Below are 17,498 nucleotides of genomic sequence, written 5' to 3'. Positions count from 1 at the left end.
TAGAATCAGAAATAGCAAGAATATGAAGAGCAAGTTTTTACTAATCACAATAGTGGCAGCATTGGTAATTGTTGCACTGGCTGCATCCAATATAGAATCATCACCAGTATCATATGCAGATTCTATCTTTGAATCATGTTACAATGATGATGAATGCACTATTGACAAACTCTACGAGTTGTCGCAAAACAACTCTACTGAGACAGTGTTTTTGACATTAGATGAACTTTTAGATTTGTACGTCGATGCAGACTTTTATTGTCATCCAGCAGCACATCATTTAGGAGAGTTTCTTTTCGGATACGTTAACCGCGACTTGCAAAAGGCATCAGTTCTTTCTGATCATAGATGTGCATCAGGCATAATGCACGGTCTACTTGAAAACACAATCCAGATAGAAAACATGCTGGACGGAAAACCAGTTGAATCTGTCAACATCAAAGAATCATGCGAGACAGTTCAAAGCGCATTAGGATCCAATGCAAAACAAGAATGTATTCATGGCATGGGACACAGCCTGATAAAGACATACAATTACAACACAACAAAGGCATTGGAGCGATGCAATGAGTTTGATAATTGGCGTGAGGTCTACATGTGTAACGGAGGTTTGTTCATGGAGAATCTCGGAGAATATGCAGAAAGCAGAGGAGGAGATTTTGATGAATCTGATTTGTATCATCCTTGTAATCAGATTGATGGAACTGAAAATTCAGAAGCTGCAACTCTATGTCACAGATATCAGGCAAATTATTTTTTGATACAAACAGGCTATGATTTGCAAAGTGCATTTTCATTATGTAGTGGCATTGAAGACCAGAGATACATTGCTGTTTGTTACAAAGGCATTTCGGCCCACATGACAAAAGACAATTTCAATGATCTGGATAAAACACAGTCAATGTGTCTTTCAACTCCTGACAAATACAGGGAGGCGTGCATAATCGGTGCAGTTGAGTCCCTTACAAGATTTGTCTCAGAACAAAAGGCAGAAGATTTTTGCCAGAGGTTCAATGAAAAATTAAACGACGCATGTCAGACAAGAATGAACTCACTCTTGGATAGCAGGTTTTGATTAACTCCTAGTCTTCATTTTCTTACATCCCATTCACAATATTGTCCATCAAGATGATGTGTCCCGTTATCAAAATAATCAGACCAAAATACCAGTTCTGTTCTACAGGATTTGATTCAAAAAGCGACTGCAATAATGGCTGCAATTCCTTGGACTCAGGAGTTCTTTGATGGCAATAGGAGAACTTCGATCATTGCAGCAGGAACATTTCTGCGAGATAGTGATTATGAATTAGATATTAATCCAGAAGAAGAAAATACAAAATTAAGAGAAATGTTGAGATCAAGAAACATCGACGTGATCTTGAACCAACTATTATGAAGCAGTTGTTTTCATATGTCTCAGAAAGGATAAAACAAGTATGAGTCCAAAACATGAGAGAATAACTGATGAACTCATCGAGAAATACTCTAAACTCTTAGATGATCTTGCTACTGATGATTAATTACAAAAAAATCTTGTTGGTTCAATTGTGGTTTTTGAAAAGTGCTTTTGATGTTTTGTATCTACGAGTATTTTCAATAAAATAAATTCATTCATAGGTGTAAACTATGAATGAAATTGGTTCTACCAGTAACTCAAACATAGAATTCTTTATGAAGAATTACACTAGTTTCTTAACGTGAAAAAGTATGATAACTGAAGATGCAGGTTTAGTATTGGCGATCTTTGTTTTGGCAGTGGGTTTTATTGTCACTCTTATCGGCGTTGCAAATTTGTTTGATTCTGAACCCAATCCTCTAATCTTTGTCAGTGGAGTGAGTGCGTTAATCATTGGCGGAATTCTTGTAAAGTTTTCCACTTGATTTTACAAATTTTCATTTTACAATTTCCCCAAATACAGGAGTGTCAAAGTCATCAGGGGATCTCATCCAATGTGTTTTTCCAAATATTCCAGTAAACTCACAAAATTTCTCTTCTTGCGTGTTAAACTTGCCAGAAAATATACAGTTATAAGCACATTCAGACTCGGTTGTTATTCCCTGCGAAGATGAACCGCTAAAATTACCACCATCATTGTAGCTTCCAGATTTTGTAATACATCCGCCTTGTTCCAGCTGAGGAATTACATATCCGCTTGGCAGCGAAACTGTAAGAGTTACAATTATCAAGATTGAAATCAGGACAAATTTTCTGTATTTTTCTTGTTGTGGAACAAGGGATGGCTTGACATGAACTAGTGCAAGATACAAAGACAACACCATGATTCCAATTCTCACACTGTTAAAGAAAAAGTATGATGATACAGGATCGGGCAATGGAGCATAGGATAGTTTATGATAAAGCAAACCTAACGGGATTATACCAAAATAAGATGCAATAATTCCCAGAATTACAATGATTATTCTTTTTCGCAGATTCTCTAAAAATTTAGCATTCATTTTCCAATCCTCTCAAGTGCCTGCCATTGACAGTTTACTGTATCAATGTAATGAGTGTCATTAGAATAAGAAAGCCCTTTAGTTTCTACAAGATCTTTTGAGTCAATACAATGCTCTGATATTGCCTCTAGTTGCACAGGACTGGGATCGTAGGAAGTATTGGCGTATTTTTCAAATTTTAGCCACTCTGAGCATTCTTGGTATATTGGATCATTTGTATAGTCGTGTGTTTTGTTGTCCCACATTTCAAATAATTCACCGCGCCAATATCTTGAACACACAGTTGATGAGTACACTACTTCTTTGAGATCATCCCTGTCATCAGATACATTTGGTTCAGATGGGTTTTGAACAAGAAACAAAAGTAACAGTGCAGAAAAGCCAACAATTACTGTAAGGATTAGCAAAAACCTCATTTTCTCATTCTCCAAATTAACAAAAGTATACCTAGCATAAACAAACCACCAATTACAAACCAAAGCCATTCTGAGGGTTGTTCATCAGTAAAGAATCCAACTGGTGTAGGAGGTTCAAAGTTCGGATCGTATTTTACAAAAAAACTATCATATGGAAGACTGCTTTGAATTTCATTTCTGGATAAATAATATTGGTAAACATTATGATTTTCTAATTTCTCAACCCATTCTTCTATAGTTCCTTGCTCTAAGACTTGATTGAGTTCGATTCTTTTGTTTTCCATCCATTCTGAACCCTTGTGATCATAGTACGGAGCCCATGCTTTATTGAATTCCAAATGACTTACAGGACCCGTATCAAAACACGGAGCATCAGGCCAGTCATCATTGTAGATGCATTGTGAAAATCCTTGTGGCAAAATCATTGGGAGCGTGATCATACCAATAATTATCAAAAGTCTAGACTTCATTTTCTTGCCTCCAGTATCTGTAAAAATTCTTCAGGCAAGGAACCAAACAGGGCATTGTATTGTTTTATCTTGTCTTCAATGTCTTCTTCATTGTCTATTCCCATCACATACATGCTTGAGATGTCTCGTAATAGTCCAAATCGACGATGCTCCAAATCCCATGCGGATAAAGACTCGTGATTTTGTTCAATGACTTCAATTGTTTGAAAATATTTTGTTTGTTGTTCATGAATTTTCTGATTATAGTCATACACTGATTGGCGCCACGAGTCAAGCGGTATGGTGCAAAAGTCTGGATGATTCAGACTTGCAAGAACATCATCTTTGTTTATCGTGCCAAAGATCTTGTGCGTTGCATCATCATGGCATGACAGGAAATATCGTTCGGAATCTGTAACCTGATTTGTGCAAGAATTCACATGAAACATTGTCAATGCGGTTTTTCCATCAGGGGAGTTTGCAATCAATCCGTAATGGAACAAGGATTCACTCCATCGCTCATCCTGTAGATTCAGCTCTATTGGATAACTAGAATATTTTGCTGCAAAGAGTTTGAATTTTTCTGTCTTGCTTATTTCTTGAAGGTGTGCTGGAATGTTTTCTGCAACATTGCAAATTTGAAACGAGTCTCTTCCCTCTTGAATTTCCACATCAGAGCCTTTTGCTAATGGGAAATAAGACCGGTAAGCATCACCCATGAATATGTGCAATCCAAGTGAGTCACTTGCAATCTTTGTTATCTTTTCTTGTATCTGCATTGCATGCTCATTGAGTTTGGCATCATCTTCTGCCTTTTCAGCCTCAATTCCCTTTTCATTGATTTGAGTCAATGCAGTCTCATATGGTGTGGAATCAGGATTTGATGCGATAAATCCCAATGATATCAAAACAAGAATGCCTACTGCTATGATTACGCCGTGCTCTGTTTTCATTTTTTTCTCCACTCACAGATATTGTTGTCAATATAATGCGTAGAGTTCTCCCAGTCAATGAAGGGTTGAGTGCACAGCATGTTTGTATCAGGGTTTTGTTTTTCCTGACATGCACAGTTGGCAAAAACTCCTCGTAGCTGATTTGGAGTGTTGTTTGACTCGTATTCACGGATTGAAATGTGGTGGTTTATCAGAACTGCAAGCATTGCTCCAATAACCAAAACAAGTCCGACAATTACCAAAAGTCTAGTTTTCATTCAAACATCTAATCCTGTCATTGTAATCCATCCCAAAGAATTTAGATACCATTGCTTCCCAACAATCAAATACGCCTGTGATGTAAATTACAAAAATCATTATACCAATTAGAAATAGGATGTATCCGAGTTTCCAATTTGTGTGTGTCTTTTTTAGATTTATTGGCAAGCAGATAATGTTTGCAAAATAAATTATCCACAAGCCAATCATTGCATAATTTTGTGTGGACATTCTTACTATATCAGAAATATTTCTATCAAACATGACTAGTGGAACCAGTGTAAAATAAGACGCACCAATGCTTAGAATGCCAACTAGTACTGCATTAAGTATAAACAAAATGTTTGTCTTGCATGATGGAATTTTGAATCTAGTTTTCATTTTTTATTCCACCAAGATCACATTGCATAAAGGATTCAAAGCCATTATCTCATCAGACATATCAGAGCCGAGATGTTTTTTCCAGCCTTTCCTAGCAGGGCTTCCTACAACCATCAAATCAACATTATTTTTTGATGCAAACTCTACAAAGGCTTTGGCAGGAGACAAATGCATGTCAAGAACATGTACGTCTAATTTGACTTTGGCAGTAATTGCATTTTTTTGTAGATTTGTCACTATTTTGTCAAACTTGGACAGATCATATTCACGTGAAACCATATCCATCACCAAGAACGTATCCAGACCTATCCCAGCAGGATAATGGATAACCTTGACTAGCGAAAGTAATGCATTGTTTTGCTTTGCCACATTTAATGCACTCTCAAATGCTCGATAAAATACGCCATCTGGACGAAATGGAATCATAACATGTTTCATTTTCTAATTCTCCAAACAGTAAAAACTATCATGATCGCAATTCCAGAAATAATGTAAGGCCAAAAGACTACAAAAAACATCATCACAGAAGGCCTGCCATCCATTTTGCAAGGTGTCAGGCTCCCGTCATCTTCTAGAACCCAGCATTCGTTTGAATTACCTGTGTTTTTAGAATCAATTACAAAGTATGGCAAACTAGAATAATCCATAGGTCCAATCCCTGAAATACGCATACAAGTACCGTTTTCAGAATCAAAAACATCGCAGTAAACATTAGTGGCATAAAATGGAATGGTCAAAAACCCTGCAATTGAAACTATTCCAATGATCATGAGTCTAGTTTTCATTTTCTATTTCTCCAGATAAAAAACACAGACAGTCCAACTATAGGTAAGGCAATTCCAATTGGCAAAAATACGGTGCGTATTAGTTTTTCAAATTCACATTGCTCTACAGTAAATAATCCAGGACCTCTGCAGTCGTCTGATGAAGAACCTTTCACATCTCTTGCATCAATAAAGTGATGTGTCGCCCCCATGGCATCCAATGCTTTTACATCATCTGCACGTCCATCCAAAAACCATGATCCTGAACAGCTACTTGTTGTCAAAACATCCCCGTCAATTTTTGCAAAAATCAGATACTTGTTGTTGGGAATAAATGTGACACCACATATTCCGCTATCCACTCCTGTAACTACGGTAACATCCCCTGTTGCAATCTGTGGGAAAGAATCTGCACCTTTCCAGACTTGGATCACATTAAAATTTCCAGCAATCTTTAATTCTGAAAAATCCCATACATTTGGATAGAGTTTTCCAGAAAAGATCACATCAGAATTTTCAATTCTTTGCTCAAGAGTGGACCCTACACACTCACATGCAAAAACAAAAGGGAGTGATAGTCCGGTTAACCCAAGTGCAAAAATTATCAAAAGCCTAGTTTTCATATTTATTCAATTTCCGAAAGTGACTTTGCAATACTCATCACCTCATAAAGAGGCAAATGTGCTGTGATTTTATATCCAGCAGAATTTTTTTCATCAAAAACATGAACTCGTGTGGGCTCTATCCATTTTTCATCATGAATCATGTCATCATCCACTAACTGCTGCATCATGCCATTAACACCGATTATGTAAAGTCTGGAATCCACAACGGATGTTTGAAAACCAATATTATTTTCCCTGTATTGTGTCTTGTATTGCTCCAAAAATGTTTCTCCATCTGACTCTAGAGGAGCATCAGGAGAAAAGGCAATCACAATCTCTATCTTTCCATCCTCTAATGTATGCGCATCTGGACCACACGTGTTTCCTCTAGCATAGTTTAACAGAACAATGCCCGGATGAATGTCGTCGGTGCTTTTTAGCGAATACCCAACAGGAAGGTTTTTTGGAGTTAGAATGTCAATAGAGGATTCTGCCCGTATCTGTTCTATGGAGGGTCCACAAAATACAGATATTGTGTTTTGTGTTGGTTTTGAAATCAAGTTTTTAACATAAAATTCTTCTGTGATGACGGCATGTCCAAATTTAATCTCAAAGATGTAATTCCCAGTCGTTTCAATTATCGGGTATTTTTTGTTTCTTGGCACATCAATTGTTGATTTGCTTAGTTTAGGAGGATCTAGCGTTATGCAAGAGCCAGATGACGAGTAACCCCACACGTTGTCATGTGAAACAGTGTATATTTTTGCATCATAACTATTGCATTTATTCCATCCCAATTTTTCAACTGCAATTTTGATTGGCTCGTCAACATATGCCTTGTCAAGCCCCACAACTTTGTATGATGGAGATACTGTCCAATGACGTTCAAGTAATTTCTGTTTAGATTCAGGTTTCACACAAGCGGGATTTTCATCATGTTTTTCAATTAACATCAAACCCTCTTTGCATTGTATGTTATGAATTGGAATATCGGACCTGAATTGTTGTAGTGGAGAAAGAACGAATGTTTCACATCCTTCTATTGTTTCAGGATATTCAGGCCAAAAAGCAAACACAAGTTCGATTGTTTCAGGTGTCTTTGTTTCAATATTTACATAGTAAAAACAATCATCTGAGGTGTATTCAGGTGCAATCTCTACTCCATTTTTTAAAATGAATGGTCCCGGTCCTACTTTGTATACTTTGGGAGATTTAATCTCCAATATAGCATCACTTCCAGTTTCAAATATTACTGAAGATGAATCAGAGTCAAATAAAACAGAATCTACATTTTTCTCATTATAGTAAACCTTCCTAAAGTCACCATCTACCTGAACCAATATTGAATCCGTAAAAGATGCATATGCAGGAGAAATTGCAAACAGTCCAATTGTTGAGATTAATCCAATAATTATTAAAAATTCAATGTTCATTTTCTGAAAACCTTTCTCTTATTCCTTTTTGCATATTACATACACATTCTTTAGATTCTCCAGAGCAATCATATGGATTTGCCTCATGTAATTCAGAGGAAGTGATAATTTTATCAAATGTTGCAGTATACCAATACTCATCTCCATCATCAGAGATTACAAATCCACAATAACTTGCAGGCATGATAATTTGATATTCCAAGTTATCATAATTCGTGCCACTTGAATAATCATAACCAGTATTGAAATGTTCATCTGAATACACAATGTTTTTTTCATTAAGCATTCTTTTGAAATCCTTATCTGTTTCAAGCCATGCTACAGTGTCATAGTCAATTCCGCCATAGATTCCATGAGGTACTGCAAATTGTGTAATGTCAGGAGTTCCATAAATGAAAATTGAGTAAAATATCATCACTACAAAAATGATTACTGGAATCAACAGATAGAGTTTTTTGGAAAGTTTCTTTTTTCTTATGATAACAATTAGTGGAACGATAAATGCAAGTATGATGTATATCATTCCTAACCAACTTAGATTCCCTACAGTAACAGAACAGTCTCCATGTAATTTTTCACTCCAAGGAGAGAAAGTATTCAAGTCAGGTCCACCTTTTGAGCATGCAAGGGCTTGAGAAGAGATAAAAGTAAAAACAACCATACCAATAATTATCAAAAGCATAGTCTTCATTTTTTCATCAGTTTCCTAAGGATTGAGGATTTATACAATAAGACTCCTGGGATAGATAACACCATGATTGGCACCAGTAACAAAACAAATCGAATATCAATAACCCACGTTCTAATTTGTTCAGGTTGAGAAAATATTATTGCCATAGTCTGTAAAGACAAAATAATATAAGGCATTCCAAAATACAACAACGATCCTGCCAAGATTAAAGACAGGTACGGTTTGCTTGGAATATTTTTTCTTTTCAGAATAAAATAAGGCACTAGAAATAATGCAGAGATTACCGTAGACAAAGCAATCAGGGATAAAATTGTATGATAAAACAAACCGCCCATAAAATCTAAAGCATAAGTTGGCGATAAATCAGGATCCAAATCAATTGCGCCGCTTCCTAGCTCGGGTTGGGGCTGACTCCAAGATCCAAATAAAATAACAATTCCCAAAATCCCAAGAAACGCCAATACAGGGATTAGTGTCAAAATTATAGTATTCATTTTCTTTTTCTCCAAATTACCACAGCTAAAGCAATTCCAATAGGTGCAACAATTATCATCAATAGTGGAACTCCCAATATACTCCAAGTCCAAATTGATCCACAATCCTCCCAAGCATATCCAACAAAATGAATTACAGGGCAACTATCGTCCCCAGTTTGTCTATTGGATTCTTTAATTGGAATATAGGATAATTCTTGAACAGGTAACTCATCATTTGGATCATGGTATATTACTACAAAAAATGTAGAAAGGCCAATAATAGAACCAATTGCAATAATTATAAAAAATCTAGTTTTCATTTTTTTATCCAAAAACTACATCAATATAACATCTAATCAAGTGTTAGTTTTGCAGGATAAATGTAGAAGTCAGTACCTTTTCATCAGAATGCCATAATTGAATTTCATATGTACCTGTTGGCCAATTCTTTCTGGCTTGAAAAGACCAACCATGTTCATCATCCGATTCTGAAATTATGCTTGCATGAGTTTTTCCATCAGGTCCTACAACTTTAATTTCATGTGAGTTAGTAACAGGACTGTCAATTTTAACATCCACTCTTAGAAATTCGCCAAAAGTCATCATATTTTTATCAGCAATCATTTGATATTTTCTATCCATTATCTCTGATTCAGTTTTATTGACATTGGTTTGACCATGCCAACCTCGTTCTAACAGTTTTTCATATGTGGGTAATGTCACACATGCAGGAGATTCCCCCCCAGGTTTGATTAATTTTTTCCAGACTTGTTTGCAAACAATTTCATCAGGTTGCAATCCCATTTGTGATTGCTGTAGTGGAGGAACATCAATGCTTCTAGTTTTCAAATCATCAATGCTTGTAATAGTGATTTGAGTGGTGGTTTGCTTGTCATTTTTTATGCTAACTGCATTAATGTCATACTTTCCAGATGAAGAAGGATCAGTTAAAGTAAATTCAGTATCAAACATCCCATTGTTATCTGCATGTACTTGTTCAAACAACACATGAGATCCACGTGTTGATAAAAGTGACACATTTATAATTTCATCAGGTTCTGCATATCCAGTCACCTTAATTGACTGGTCATCTAGATACGCCTTTTTGTCTGAATGTACGGACAATCTCAAATCATTGTGAATTCTACCTGACGTGTTATCTGGATACTCTAGTCCATGATGCAACAAAATATTATTTGAGTATGTAGGAGATTCAGTATCAGATACGAGATAGTATGCAGTTATACTTCGTACGTTGTTTTCATTTTTTATCAGATATATCTTTGAGAATGACTTGTAGCTAGAAAACGATAATGAGCCTTCAAACACTCCCGTGTCAGGTCCTGTCTCATCTAGAACCTCAAAAATTCTATGTGCATCATATGCAGAAAAAGTAACTTTGAGTTGATCAACTGTTGTAGGTGACTTGTTTTGAGATGGATATTGTACTGTAAGAATTCCCTGTCCGTCATAGGGACTAATCATTGTGCCGTTTCGAAATTGGATAGAATGTACGGAGGATATTCTTGGATACATGTCAAACATATTTTGTATTTGCTCATCACTTGGAAGAGTATTGTCATTTGGATATGTGATTTTTGCAGTTGCAACATATCCATTGATTGAATCTACATCAAATTGAAAGTGGATATCGGTGGTAGAATCAGACACTATTATGTAATTACTGTTGACATCATATGTTGGCTTGGCTTCAGGATCAGATACGACAAAATCCCATTCAAACAAACCAGTATCAGGTCCAGTCTCAGTTAAGATAAAATTTTCTTGACGGGTAGAATCTGGATAGACGGATATTTCATAGCTAAATGTTGAATTGTTGGAAGTTATGACTTCGATTCGTTGAGGATCTTTGTTATCAAGTGAAGAAGCCAAGAAAATTTTCCCTTGCTCTCCCCACGTGTACGCATATTTATCAAAGCCAGCATTTGGAACTTGGTAGACGGTAGGTAATTGTGGATGTGTATTCTGTGCAAAAACAGGATTAAAAACAAAAATTAAACTTGCAAATACAATCAATCCTAACAGAAGTTTAGAATTCATTTTTCTGTGAAACTCCAGTTTATGTTTCCATCAATGGTTTTTAATTCATAGTTTCCGATACCAGTACAGTAATCCATCAAAGGGAATACCTGATTTGCCCATGCGGCATCAAAGGTTGTGGTTTCACGTGTGAATAGTTTTGGTCTTTCTTCTTTTGTGTAATTATCTGCAACTCTTTTACAGTTATCAATATCCAATACAGGCAAAAGGGTGTCGTTGTAAATTAAAGGAGAACCAGGAGCGGGCAACACCGTATAATGAATTCCATCAACAATAATATCTTGAGATTTTTCATAGTTTGGACCAATTTCTCCAAGTGTGATGTTCGAATCATCAATATCACATGCTCCAATTTCAAAGTAAACTTGTTTACCACTTTTTAACACAAACCAGTATTGCAGATCAGGAATGTCAGTCAGATATTTCGAACGTTCAACATGTGTAAAATTTCCTTGTTGAGATGTAAGATATGGGACACCATAAGAAACCCATGAATTTTTTATTATATCTAACCTCATTTCATCAGTAACTGGATATCCGCATAATTCTTCGTAATCATCTGAATCTGAATTTACAAAATAATTTACAGAAACATCATCATAATAAGTGGAGAACCCAAAACTTTGCTGAGTAGTTACAGAGTCATATGAGACGGTGATTAAATAAAGTCCACTTTGTTGCCACAAAGGACCTGCAGCTTTAATCGAATGTGAAAAAGTACCGTCTGAAGACACTGGAACCTGAGCAATTTCTATTAATTCATCATCATAATTGACCTGAATTATTACGGGAGTCTCGTCAAAATTTTCTTTTTGCAGAGTCCAAATATTTCCAGATACTTTAATTTCATCATCTATAAAATAGAAATTATCTGGAAAATTAAAATCACCTAAAATGTCAAAAGATATTTGAAATGTTGGAGCATCATTTTCAGAATCATGTTTCATTTCTGTAATGTTGTTATCAACCCATCCTCTTTTGACTAGTTTTTCAACGGTCTCATCAAATACACATACAGCGGTGCCATAGTTTGGCTTTATTATGAATTTATGATCTGGACTACACCCATTTAGTGCAACATCAGAATATTCTTTGAAAATAATAAATTCGGTAGTTTCCGGTTCTTTGATTGGCTTTCCATCAACTTCATATACAAAGTGGATTAAAAACCTGCCAGTATTTTTAAAAAAATACGATTGATGAGTTACAAAGCTTGAATTAGCATCTGCTGTGCCTGTATGTTTTTTGGCATCCCAGTGGTTTCCACTGTCAATATCCTCAAAGACAAACTCGATTGATGCAGACACGGGAAAATCATATGGGTTTTGTATGTGGGTATTAAGTGACACTGCTGTTCCGACTTGACCATATGAAATGCCATGTGTGTCGTCAATGGGTTCAGCAAACACAGGATGAGCAGTAACAAAAACCAATGTAAACAAGACTGCAACAGTAAACAAGAAAAATTTAAAATTCATCACACCACAAAACTCCATTTTAGTTTTTCATCGATTATATCCATCTTGAAATCCCCTGCATCATTGCAGTAATCCATTAATGGAAATACTTGATCTTTCCAAATAGGATCAAATGTTACATTTTCACGAGTAAACATTGTGTGGCTTTGGAGTGTTGTGTAATACTTGGCAACTCTTTGGCAGTTCTCAGCATCAAGTACAGGTTGCATCGTACTGAATTGGACCATTGGGTTTCCAGGAACTGAGATAGTGTTAAAAAAAGCATCACCATATTCTGATTGGGGTTTAAGATAAGTTGGACCATATTCTATCAGACCTATTTTGGAACTATCAAGATTGCAAGCATCCATCTCAAAAGAGACATGTTTTCCAGAATCAAGCTCAAACTGATATTGTAATACAGGAATCGCCTCAATATCTCGTGAAAGAATAACATGTGTAAAATGTCCCGGATGACCTTTCAGATATGGAAAAGAGTCATGGCTCCAAGAAGATCGAGAGATCAAATCCAATCTCATCTCATCAGTTACAGGATATCCACATACATCCTCATATGCATAGGATTCTAGATTTACAACAACACCATCATCCATGTTATTCTTGATTAGATCATCATTATTGATAGAAAGAAACACAAACACGCCTAAAAAAGAGATGGCCGACAAGGATGAAACCAGTAATATTTTAGAATTCATCCCAACCACGCCCATTATAAAAAAACCAAAAATTATCCCTTTTAAGAATTACTCATGAATTCTTTGTTTATGAATATATGATAGTCCTAAAAATAAAACTGTGATGGCATCATGCAAAAACAAGTGCAATGAATTCGAGCAGATTCACAAGAAATTAGTTTATCAGAACGGCGGATGCTATTGCAGGAACTGCGATTATTATTTCAAAGACAGGATGGTAAAATGCCCGTGCTGCAATACAAAGACCAGAGGCAACACAAGAACCAACAGGGGAAAAGAACTCGACATCATCAGAATTGAGTGAAGGGATTTTGTTTTTATGGCATGTGCAATCTAAAGATGAATTCACACATTCATTGTTGCACGATAGGTGCCTTGCGCATCGTTCCAGACAATCTTGATTTCAGAATCATGCTCGTATTTGGATATCAAAGTATCTAGGTTTTCTCTCAGGGATTTGTCCAGTATGTCCAGAGTCTGAAATTTCTCTTTGATCATGTTTTTCTCAACTGCCTTGTATTTTGCACGAATGTCTGTAATTTGGACACTAAAGTTTTCAGCATCTATTTCATCAGAGTTTAGTTTGTTTAGGACAAGTTTCTCTTCGTCTTTTTGTTTTTGCTCCATTTCTACAAACATATGGTCGTATTTTTTCTCCATGTTTTGGACTTGAATCTCATGATTGTCATGAATTTTTTGGATTTTCAGATTTATGGCAGAGACTTTTTCTGCAATCCTGTCATGATTCAGTTGGATTCTAGTCAGTTCATCAGGAATTGATGATATCTCTTTGTTTACTGGATTCCCCATACCATGACGCTGCCACATTTCGGCTGTATATTCAGTTACGCAGACATAGTCATCAGCATGATTTCTGTATATCAGAATGTATTCGTCTCTGCATACGGTATTTGGATTGGTTTCACTCAAATCCTCCCATGATGTAGTGTCTTTTGGATTTGCCAACAGATAGCCGGGATTTGTTCTGTAATCAAGATAGTATTTGCGCAACTGGTCTCCAGACAAATCCAGATTAAATTGGCCATCTGATTCAAACAGAATCTGTTGGTTATAGTATGCATTGCCATTTAGAACATTAAACAGAGCATTGGCAGTTACCATCTCTGCCTGAGTAATCTTTGCAGCATTTGCAAACGCGTTTCTTGCCTCTTCAGGACCTCCGCCGTTTTGAATTACTTGGGCCAAAGCAGCACGTCCTGCGTTGATTTTTGATGCAGTGAATTTCAGGGGATGATCATAAATGGTATCAGTATGTTTTGCAGGGCTATCTTCTAGTGCACGCTCTAGCATTTTATCAAATGTATAGTACCCCCACAAATCTTCCCATTTTTTCAAATCCGCATTCAGATGTTCCAATACTTCTGCCCTTTTCTCTTCTAGTTCTCGCTGTCTTTCAGAGGCCTCAAAATTTCTTTCTTGCAGTTTTGCAATCCATTTCTTGCTTTTCTCAATTTTGTCTAGAATATCCTGAGCTACAGGATTGTTCTGCAAATCTCCTGACAAGGTGACTTGGTCATCGGTAATTTGGGCATATGCAGTATTGGTAAAAACCAAAGCAACAGATGCTAACACTATAAACCCTGCAACCGCCATACGAAAAAAATTAATTTTTTGTATATATCACACACTGATGAATCATTAGTGAATATTATAAACAAATTCCTCATAATTTCAGGATGCGATGAAAGGAGTCATTTTCATCAGTGTGTACAACCGACCATAGCGCTTCCAGTCGGGTCAGATTTTGGCCCGACTAAATTTAGATTTTGCATCTGCAAATGATTCGAATTACTTATGAATATCATAATTTTAGTTCCATACTGCGGTGAACAAATAGAATACATTTGTGTGGAATAGAAAATGAAAACCATATTGAACAAATCCATGATGATCTGAACATGAAACTATGCTGGTTTTTTATACACAAACACAACTACTATGATCATAGTGATGCTAATTATTCCAGTCAGTGTTATGATGATGCATTGGTTTAACCAGTCACAATCTTCCTCACCTAGTGTTGGCCGTTTAATTTCTGGTTGTTTAAGATGCATGTGGGTATCGTCAGAAAATTTTACGAATGATTTTGTATAGTTAATTTCTGGATGTCCATAAATTGAAGTTGGCATGAAAAATAGTGACACAAAAACCAATACGCCTACCAAAATTTTCAGCATGTTCTGTTTGAAAAATATTGTGTTTTAAACACTGTTTTCGGTATCAAAACTGCATGGTTTTGAATTTCTAATCTTAAAATCCCATGATCTCTTCTAGTTCTGTTGGGGGTTTTCTATATGCTCTGGTCTGCTTTTTCTTCTTGATAATTCTAAGGGAAATTCCCAACACGGCAATAAATGGAACCAGTGTAAATAACATGATGTACAAAATGAACGAAAGATACTCCAACAGCATTAATGCTTTGAAGGAATATTGTTTTATTACTTTTACCATAATGTGTTCAGACATTTTGAAAATACATGATAGTTCTCAAAATTTAGACCAGTGCCCAAAATCGGTAAAATCACATCTTTGGCAATGACCTTTTTTCATGTCATGAAATCCCAATAAACATTTGAACGATTTAGTTTTCATTTTTATCCACACCTAATTATTGTTGTATCATCAGGGAATTCAATAGTTGTACACCCTGCATCTGTTGTAACTTTAGAATCAGAACATAATTGCTCAATAGTAATTCCATCTTTTTTACCGCTGATGCATTGCTCAAAATTTTGCGCAGAAGCATCACAATGGAAAAATGAAAGGCATTGTGATACAGAGGAATCATATTCTTTCCATTTGTTATTGATACCATCATCAATGATTTCAGAGTTGTTTGTTGAATTTACAACTTGAAAATTAATCAAAACATGTTTTTTTGCATCAACATCTACACGAAGAGTATAGTTTCCATTATTAGAAAATCTAATCGGAATATCAGATTCTAGAGGGAAATTCCAAGTTCTATCTCTCCATTCTAATGATTTTTGTTTATCACCTGATTCAATTGGGGTCATATACATTCTAGAATAAACTGGCTTTGAACTAATGTCTACATAATCTTGATATATTCTAAGAGTGGGCCATGGTACAATATTTCCCAAAGAATTTACATGAACAGAAAAACTAACAGGCTCCCCAATTGTATAGTTCGATTTTATTCCAACAACATTAACTTCTACATCAAGAACATTGTATGTACTATTATTATCAAATGTGTAAAACACCGTGAAAAAAATGGAAAATGCAATCATCAATAAAATTCCAATAATTATTAAAAATCTAGTTTTCATTTTCTAATTCTCCGTTTTAGAAAACCCATCAAAAAGTAAATTCCAGTTCCAATCAAGACAAGAATGCTTGTAATAATCATGTAATTTCCAACAGGAGTTGACGTCTTTCCGACTTCAGGCGTGATTGGAGTCATTCCTTCAGGCAAGTTTTCTGGGTATTCAGAAGGAATCGTCTCAAAGCTTTGAATGGTAATTGCAATACCTAACACAAGAGAGATTGCAGCACCTATTGCAATGTATCTGGTTTTCATTTGGTTTTTCTCCAAAATGTAATGATTCCTACAAGAGTGATAAAAAATCCCAGTATCCCACTTAGCCAAAATGCGTGACGGTATACAATAATAATAAGATCAATACCTTCAATTGGTCGCATCGTCGGTGGTTCTGTAGGCGAAAGTAAAACGAATGACAAGTACAAAGTCACAAATAATCCTTCAATCATTAATACGGCGCCAAGAATAATCAAAAACTTACTTTTCAGCGTTTTACCTTGAATTATCAATATGGTTACTATCAAAGACGGAATTATGATTAGAAAGAAAACAAATTCAATATGTGCATTAATAACACTACCAAATCCTGTTTCTTCCATTCCTTCTGCAGTACCAGTCCAGTCACCAATGCCTTGGTTCATCGAATTTGTTGAAACTGCCAAAATCACCAAGATCAAAGTAACATATGCAAGAGTTAGAGTAATTGCAGATATTATCAGAGATTTGTTCTGTGCTTGACAAATCATCTTTTTTTGAATCATAAAAGATGCAAATCCTGCAACTAGGCCTACAATTATTGCAGCCATTGGGCCAAGAGTTTGGCTAAATGGAAGCATTAGGGAGGCAGCAGTAATAACACTTAGAGGAATTCCTGCAATTCGGATATTTTTTGATGCCCATGAAAACAAAATCCATGACACTAGAGAAAAAACAATAGCTAATGTCATAACTGTAACACTGCTAACTGTGATTCCATCTACCATCACTTTATTATTAATGTCAAAATCCAATCCTTTAATCCAAGGAATCAGTACAAGAAATACTGCAACAATTATCAAAAGTCTAGTTTTCATT

General features: G+C 35.8%; 26 protein-coding genes. 3 read left to right on the top strand and 23 right to left on the bottom strand.

Annotated features, from left to right (window positions below; genetic code table 11):
• The first annotated feature begins 22 nt into the window (after positions 1 to 22).
• The 3 genes from K5783_RS02230 to K5783_RS02220 all read left to right on the top strand — a co-directional run bounded on the left by K5783_RS02230 (position 23) and on the right by K5783_RS02220 (position 1,881).
• Entirely contained in the window at positions 23 to 1,075 is a 1,053-nt protein-coding gene (locus K5783_RS02230; protein ID WP_297471934.1) for a hypothetical protein, read from the top strand.
• Positions 1,076 to 1,186: 111 nt separating this feature from the next.
• Positions 1,187 to 1,396 (top strand): hypothetical protein, encoded by a 210-nt coding sequence (locus tag K5783_RS02225; protein WP_297471933.1) that lies wholly within the window; start codon positions 1,187 to 1,189, stop codon positions 1,394 to 1,396.
• A gap of 311 nt (positions 1,397 to 1,707) precedes the next feature.
• Positions 1,708 to 1,881 (top strand): hypothetical protein, encoded by a 174-nt coding sequence (locus tag K5783_RS02220; protein WP_297471932.1) that lies wholly within the window; start codon positions 1,708 to 1,710, stop codon positions 1,879 to 1,881.
• A gap of 12 nt (positions 1,882 to 1,893) precedes the next feature.
• On the opposite strand, the gene K5783_RS02215 is transcribed toward K5783_RS02220, so the two are convergent.
• The 23 genes from K5783_RS02215 to K5783_RS02105 form a co-directional block, all read right to left on the bottom strand.
• Positions 1,894 to 2,457 carry a hypothetical protein gene (locus tag K5783_RS02215; RefSeq protein WP_297471931.1) on the bottom strand — a complete coding sequence of 188 codons (564 nt, stop codon included), beginning with the start codon at positions 2,455 to 2,457 and terminating at the stop codon, positions 1,894 to 1,896.
• The gene (locus K5783_RS02210; RefSeq protein WP_297471930.1) at positions 2,454 to 2,873 is read right to left on the bottom strand and encodes a hypothetical protein; all 420 of its coding nucleotides are present in this window, start codon (positions 2,871 to 2,873) and stop codon (positions 2,454 to 2,456) included. Before K5783_RS02210 ends, K5783_RS02215 begins: the two co-directional genes overlap by 4 nt.
• Positions 2,870 to 3,343 carry a hypothetical protein gene (locus tag K5783_RS02205; protein WP_297471929.1) on the bottom strand — a complete coding sequence of 158 codons (474 nt, stop codon included), beginning with the start codon at positions 3,341 to 3,343 and terminating at the stop codon, positions 2,870 to 2,872. Before K5783_RS02205 ends, K5783_RS02210 begins: the two co-directional genes overlap by 4 nt.
• Positions 3,340 to 4,275: a hypothetical protein gene (locus K5783_RS02200; protein WP_297471928.1), complete on the bottom strand. Its 936-nt coding sequence runs from the start codon at positions 4,273 to 4,275 to the stop codon at positions 3,340 to 3,342. The genes K5783_RS02205 and K5783_RS02200 overlap by 4 nt, the downstream gene beginning before the upstream one ends.
• Complete coding sequence (locus K5783_RS02195) at positions 4,272 to 4,532, bottom strand: hypothetical protein (RefSeq protein ID WP_297471927.1); 261 nt, start codon at positions 4,530 to 4,532, stop codon at positions 4,272 to 4,274. Before K5783_RS02195 ends, K5783_RS02200 begins: the two co-directional genes overlap by 4 nt.
• Positions 4,522 to 4,914 carry a hypothetical protein gene (locus K5783_RS02190; RefSeq protein ID WP_297471926.1) on the bottom strand — a complete coding sequence of 131 codons (393 nt, stop codon included), beginning with the start codon at positions 4,912 to 4,914 and terminating at the stop codon, positions 4,522 to 4,524. Before K5783_RS02190 ends, K5783_RS02195 begins: the two co-directional genes overlap by 11 nt.
• Positions 4,915 to 4,917: 3 nt before the next feature.
• Entirely contained in the window at positions 4,918 to 5,352 is a 435-nt protein-coding gene (locus tag K5783_RS02185) for a universal stress protein (protein WP_297471925.1), read from the bottom strand.
• Positions 5,349 to 5,699, bottom strand: coding sequence for a hypothetical protein (locus K5783_RS02180; protein ID WP_297471924.1), 351 nt, complete (start codon positions 5,697 to 5,699; stop codon positions 5,349 to 5,351). Before K5783_RS02180 ends, K5783_RS02185 begins: the two co-directional genes overlap by 4 nt.
• A complete protein-coding gene (locus K5783_RS02175) occupies positions 5,696 to 6,301 on the bottom strand; it encodes a cobalamin biosynthesis protein CbiN (protein ID WP_297471923.1) in 606 nt (201 codons plus the stop codon). Before K5783_RS02175 ends, K5783_RS02180 begins: the two co-directional genes overlap by 4 nt.
• A gap of 2 nt (positions 6,302 to 6,303) precedes the next feature.
• A complete protein-coding gene (locus K5783_RS02170; RefSeq protein ID WP_297471922.1) occupies positions 6,304 to 7,716 on the bottom strand; it encodes a hypothetical protein in 1,413 nt (470 codons plus the stop codon).
• The gene (locus K5783_RS02165) at positions 7,706 to 8,407 is read right to left on the bottom strand and encodes a hypothetical protein (protein WP_297471921.1); all 702 of its coding nucleotides are present in this window, start codon (positions 8,405 to 8,407) and stop codon (positions 7,706 to 7,708) included. Before K5783_RS02165 ends, K5783_RS02170 begins: the two co-directional genes overlap by 11 nt.
• Positions 8,404 to 8,901, bottom strand: coding sequence for a hypothetical protein (locus K5783_RS02160; RefSeq protein ID WP_297471920.1), 498 nt, complete (start codon positions 8,899 to 8,901; stop codon positions 8,404 to 8,406). The genes K5783_RS02165 and K5783_RS02160 overlap by 4 nt, the downstream gene beginning before the upstream one ends.
• On the bottom strand, positions 8,898 to 9,203 hold the full coding sequence (locus K5783_RS02155) for a hypothetical protein (protein WP_297471919.1): 306 nt from the start codon (positions 9,201 to 9,203) through the stop codon (positions 8,898 to 8,900). The genes K5783_RS02160 and K5783_RS02155 overlap by 4 nt, the downstream gene beginning before the upstream one ends.
• Before the next feature lie 43 nt (positions 9,204 to 9,246).
• Positions 9,247 to 10,944: a hypothetical protein gene (locus K5783_RS02150; RefSeq protein WP_297471918.1), complete on the bottom strand. Its 1,698-nt coding sequence runs from the start codon at positions 10,942 to 10,944 to the stop codon at positions 9,247 to 9,249.
• On the bottom strand, positions 10,941 to 12,422 hold the full coding sequence (locus tag K5783_RS02145; RefSeq protein WP_297471917.1) for a hypothetical protein: 1,482 nt from the start codon (positions 12,420 to 12,422) through the stop codon (positions 10,941 to 10,943). Before K5783_RS02145 ends, K5783_RS02150 begins: the two co-directional genes overlap by 4 nt.
• A complete protein-coding gene (locus tag K5783_RS02140) occupies positions 12,422 to 13,132 on the bottom strand; it encodes a hypothetical protein (protein ID WP_297471916.1) in 711 nt (236 codons plus the stop codon). Before K5783_RS02140 ends, K5783_RS02145 begins: the two co-directional genes overlap by 1 nt.
• A 139-nt stretch (positions 13,133 to 13,271) precedes the next feature.
• Entirely contained in the window at positions 13,272 to 13,466 is a 195-nt protein-coding gene (locus tag K5783_RS02135) for a hypothetical protein (RefSeq protein WP_297471915.1), read from the bottom strand.
• Positions 13,463 to 14,731, bottom strand: coding sequence for a hypothetical protein (locus K5783_RS02130; RefSeq protein ID WP_297471914.1), 1,269 nt, complete (start codon positions 14,729 to 14,731; stop codon positions 13,463 to 13,465). The genes K5783_RS02135 and K5783_RS02130 overlap by 4 nt, the downstream gene beginning before the upstream one ends.
• A 311-nt stretch (positions 14,732 to 15,042) precedes the next feature.
• Positions 15,043 to 15,315 (bottom strand): hypothetical protein, encoded by a 273-nt coding sequence (locus tag K5783_RS02125; RefSeq protein ID WP_297471913.1) that lies wholly within the window; start codon positions 15,313 to 15,315, stop codon positions 15,043 to 15,045.
• Positions 15,316 to 15,388: 73 nt separating this feature from the next.
• Positions 15,389 to 15,604: a hypothetical protein gene (locus K5783_RS02120; RefSeq protein ID WP_297471912.1), complete on the bottom strand. Its 216-nt coding sequence runs from the start codon at positions 15,602 to 15,604 to the stop codon at positions 15,389 to 15,391.
• Positions 15,605 to 15,732: 128 nt separating this feature from the next.
• Positions 15,733 to 16,431: a hypothetical protein gene (locus K5783_RS02115; protein WP_297471911.1), complete on the bottom strand. Its 699-nt coding sequence runs from the start codon at positions 16,429 to 16,431 to the stop codon at positions 15,733 to 15,735.
• Positions 16,428 to 16,682, bottom strand: coding sequence for a hypothetical protein (locus K5783_RS02110; RefSeq protein ID WP_297471910.1), 255 nt, complete (start codon positions 16,680 to 16,682; stop codon positions 16,428 to 16,430). Before K5783_RS02110 ends, K5783_RS02115 begins: the two co-directional genes overlap by 4 nt.
• Entirely contained in the window at positions 16,679 to 17,497 is an 819-nt protein-coding gene (locus K5783_RS02105) for a hypothetical protein (protein WP_297471909.1), read from the bottom strand. Before K5783_RS02105 ends, K5783_RS02110 begins: the two co-directional genes overlap by 4 nt.
• Between the last annotated feature and the right edge of the window lies 1 nt (position 17,498).

Source organism: Nitrosopumilus sp., from assembly GCF_025699125.1.
GTDB lineage: Archaea > Thermoproteota > Nitrososphaeria > Nitrososphaerales > Nitrosopumilaceae > Nitrosopumilus.
This window is presented reverse-complemented; position numbering and strand designations above follow the sequence as displayed.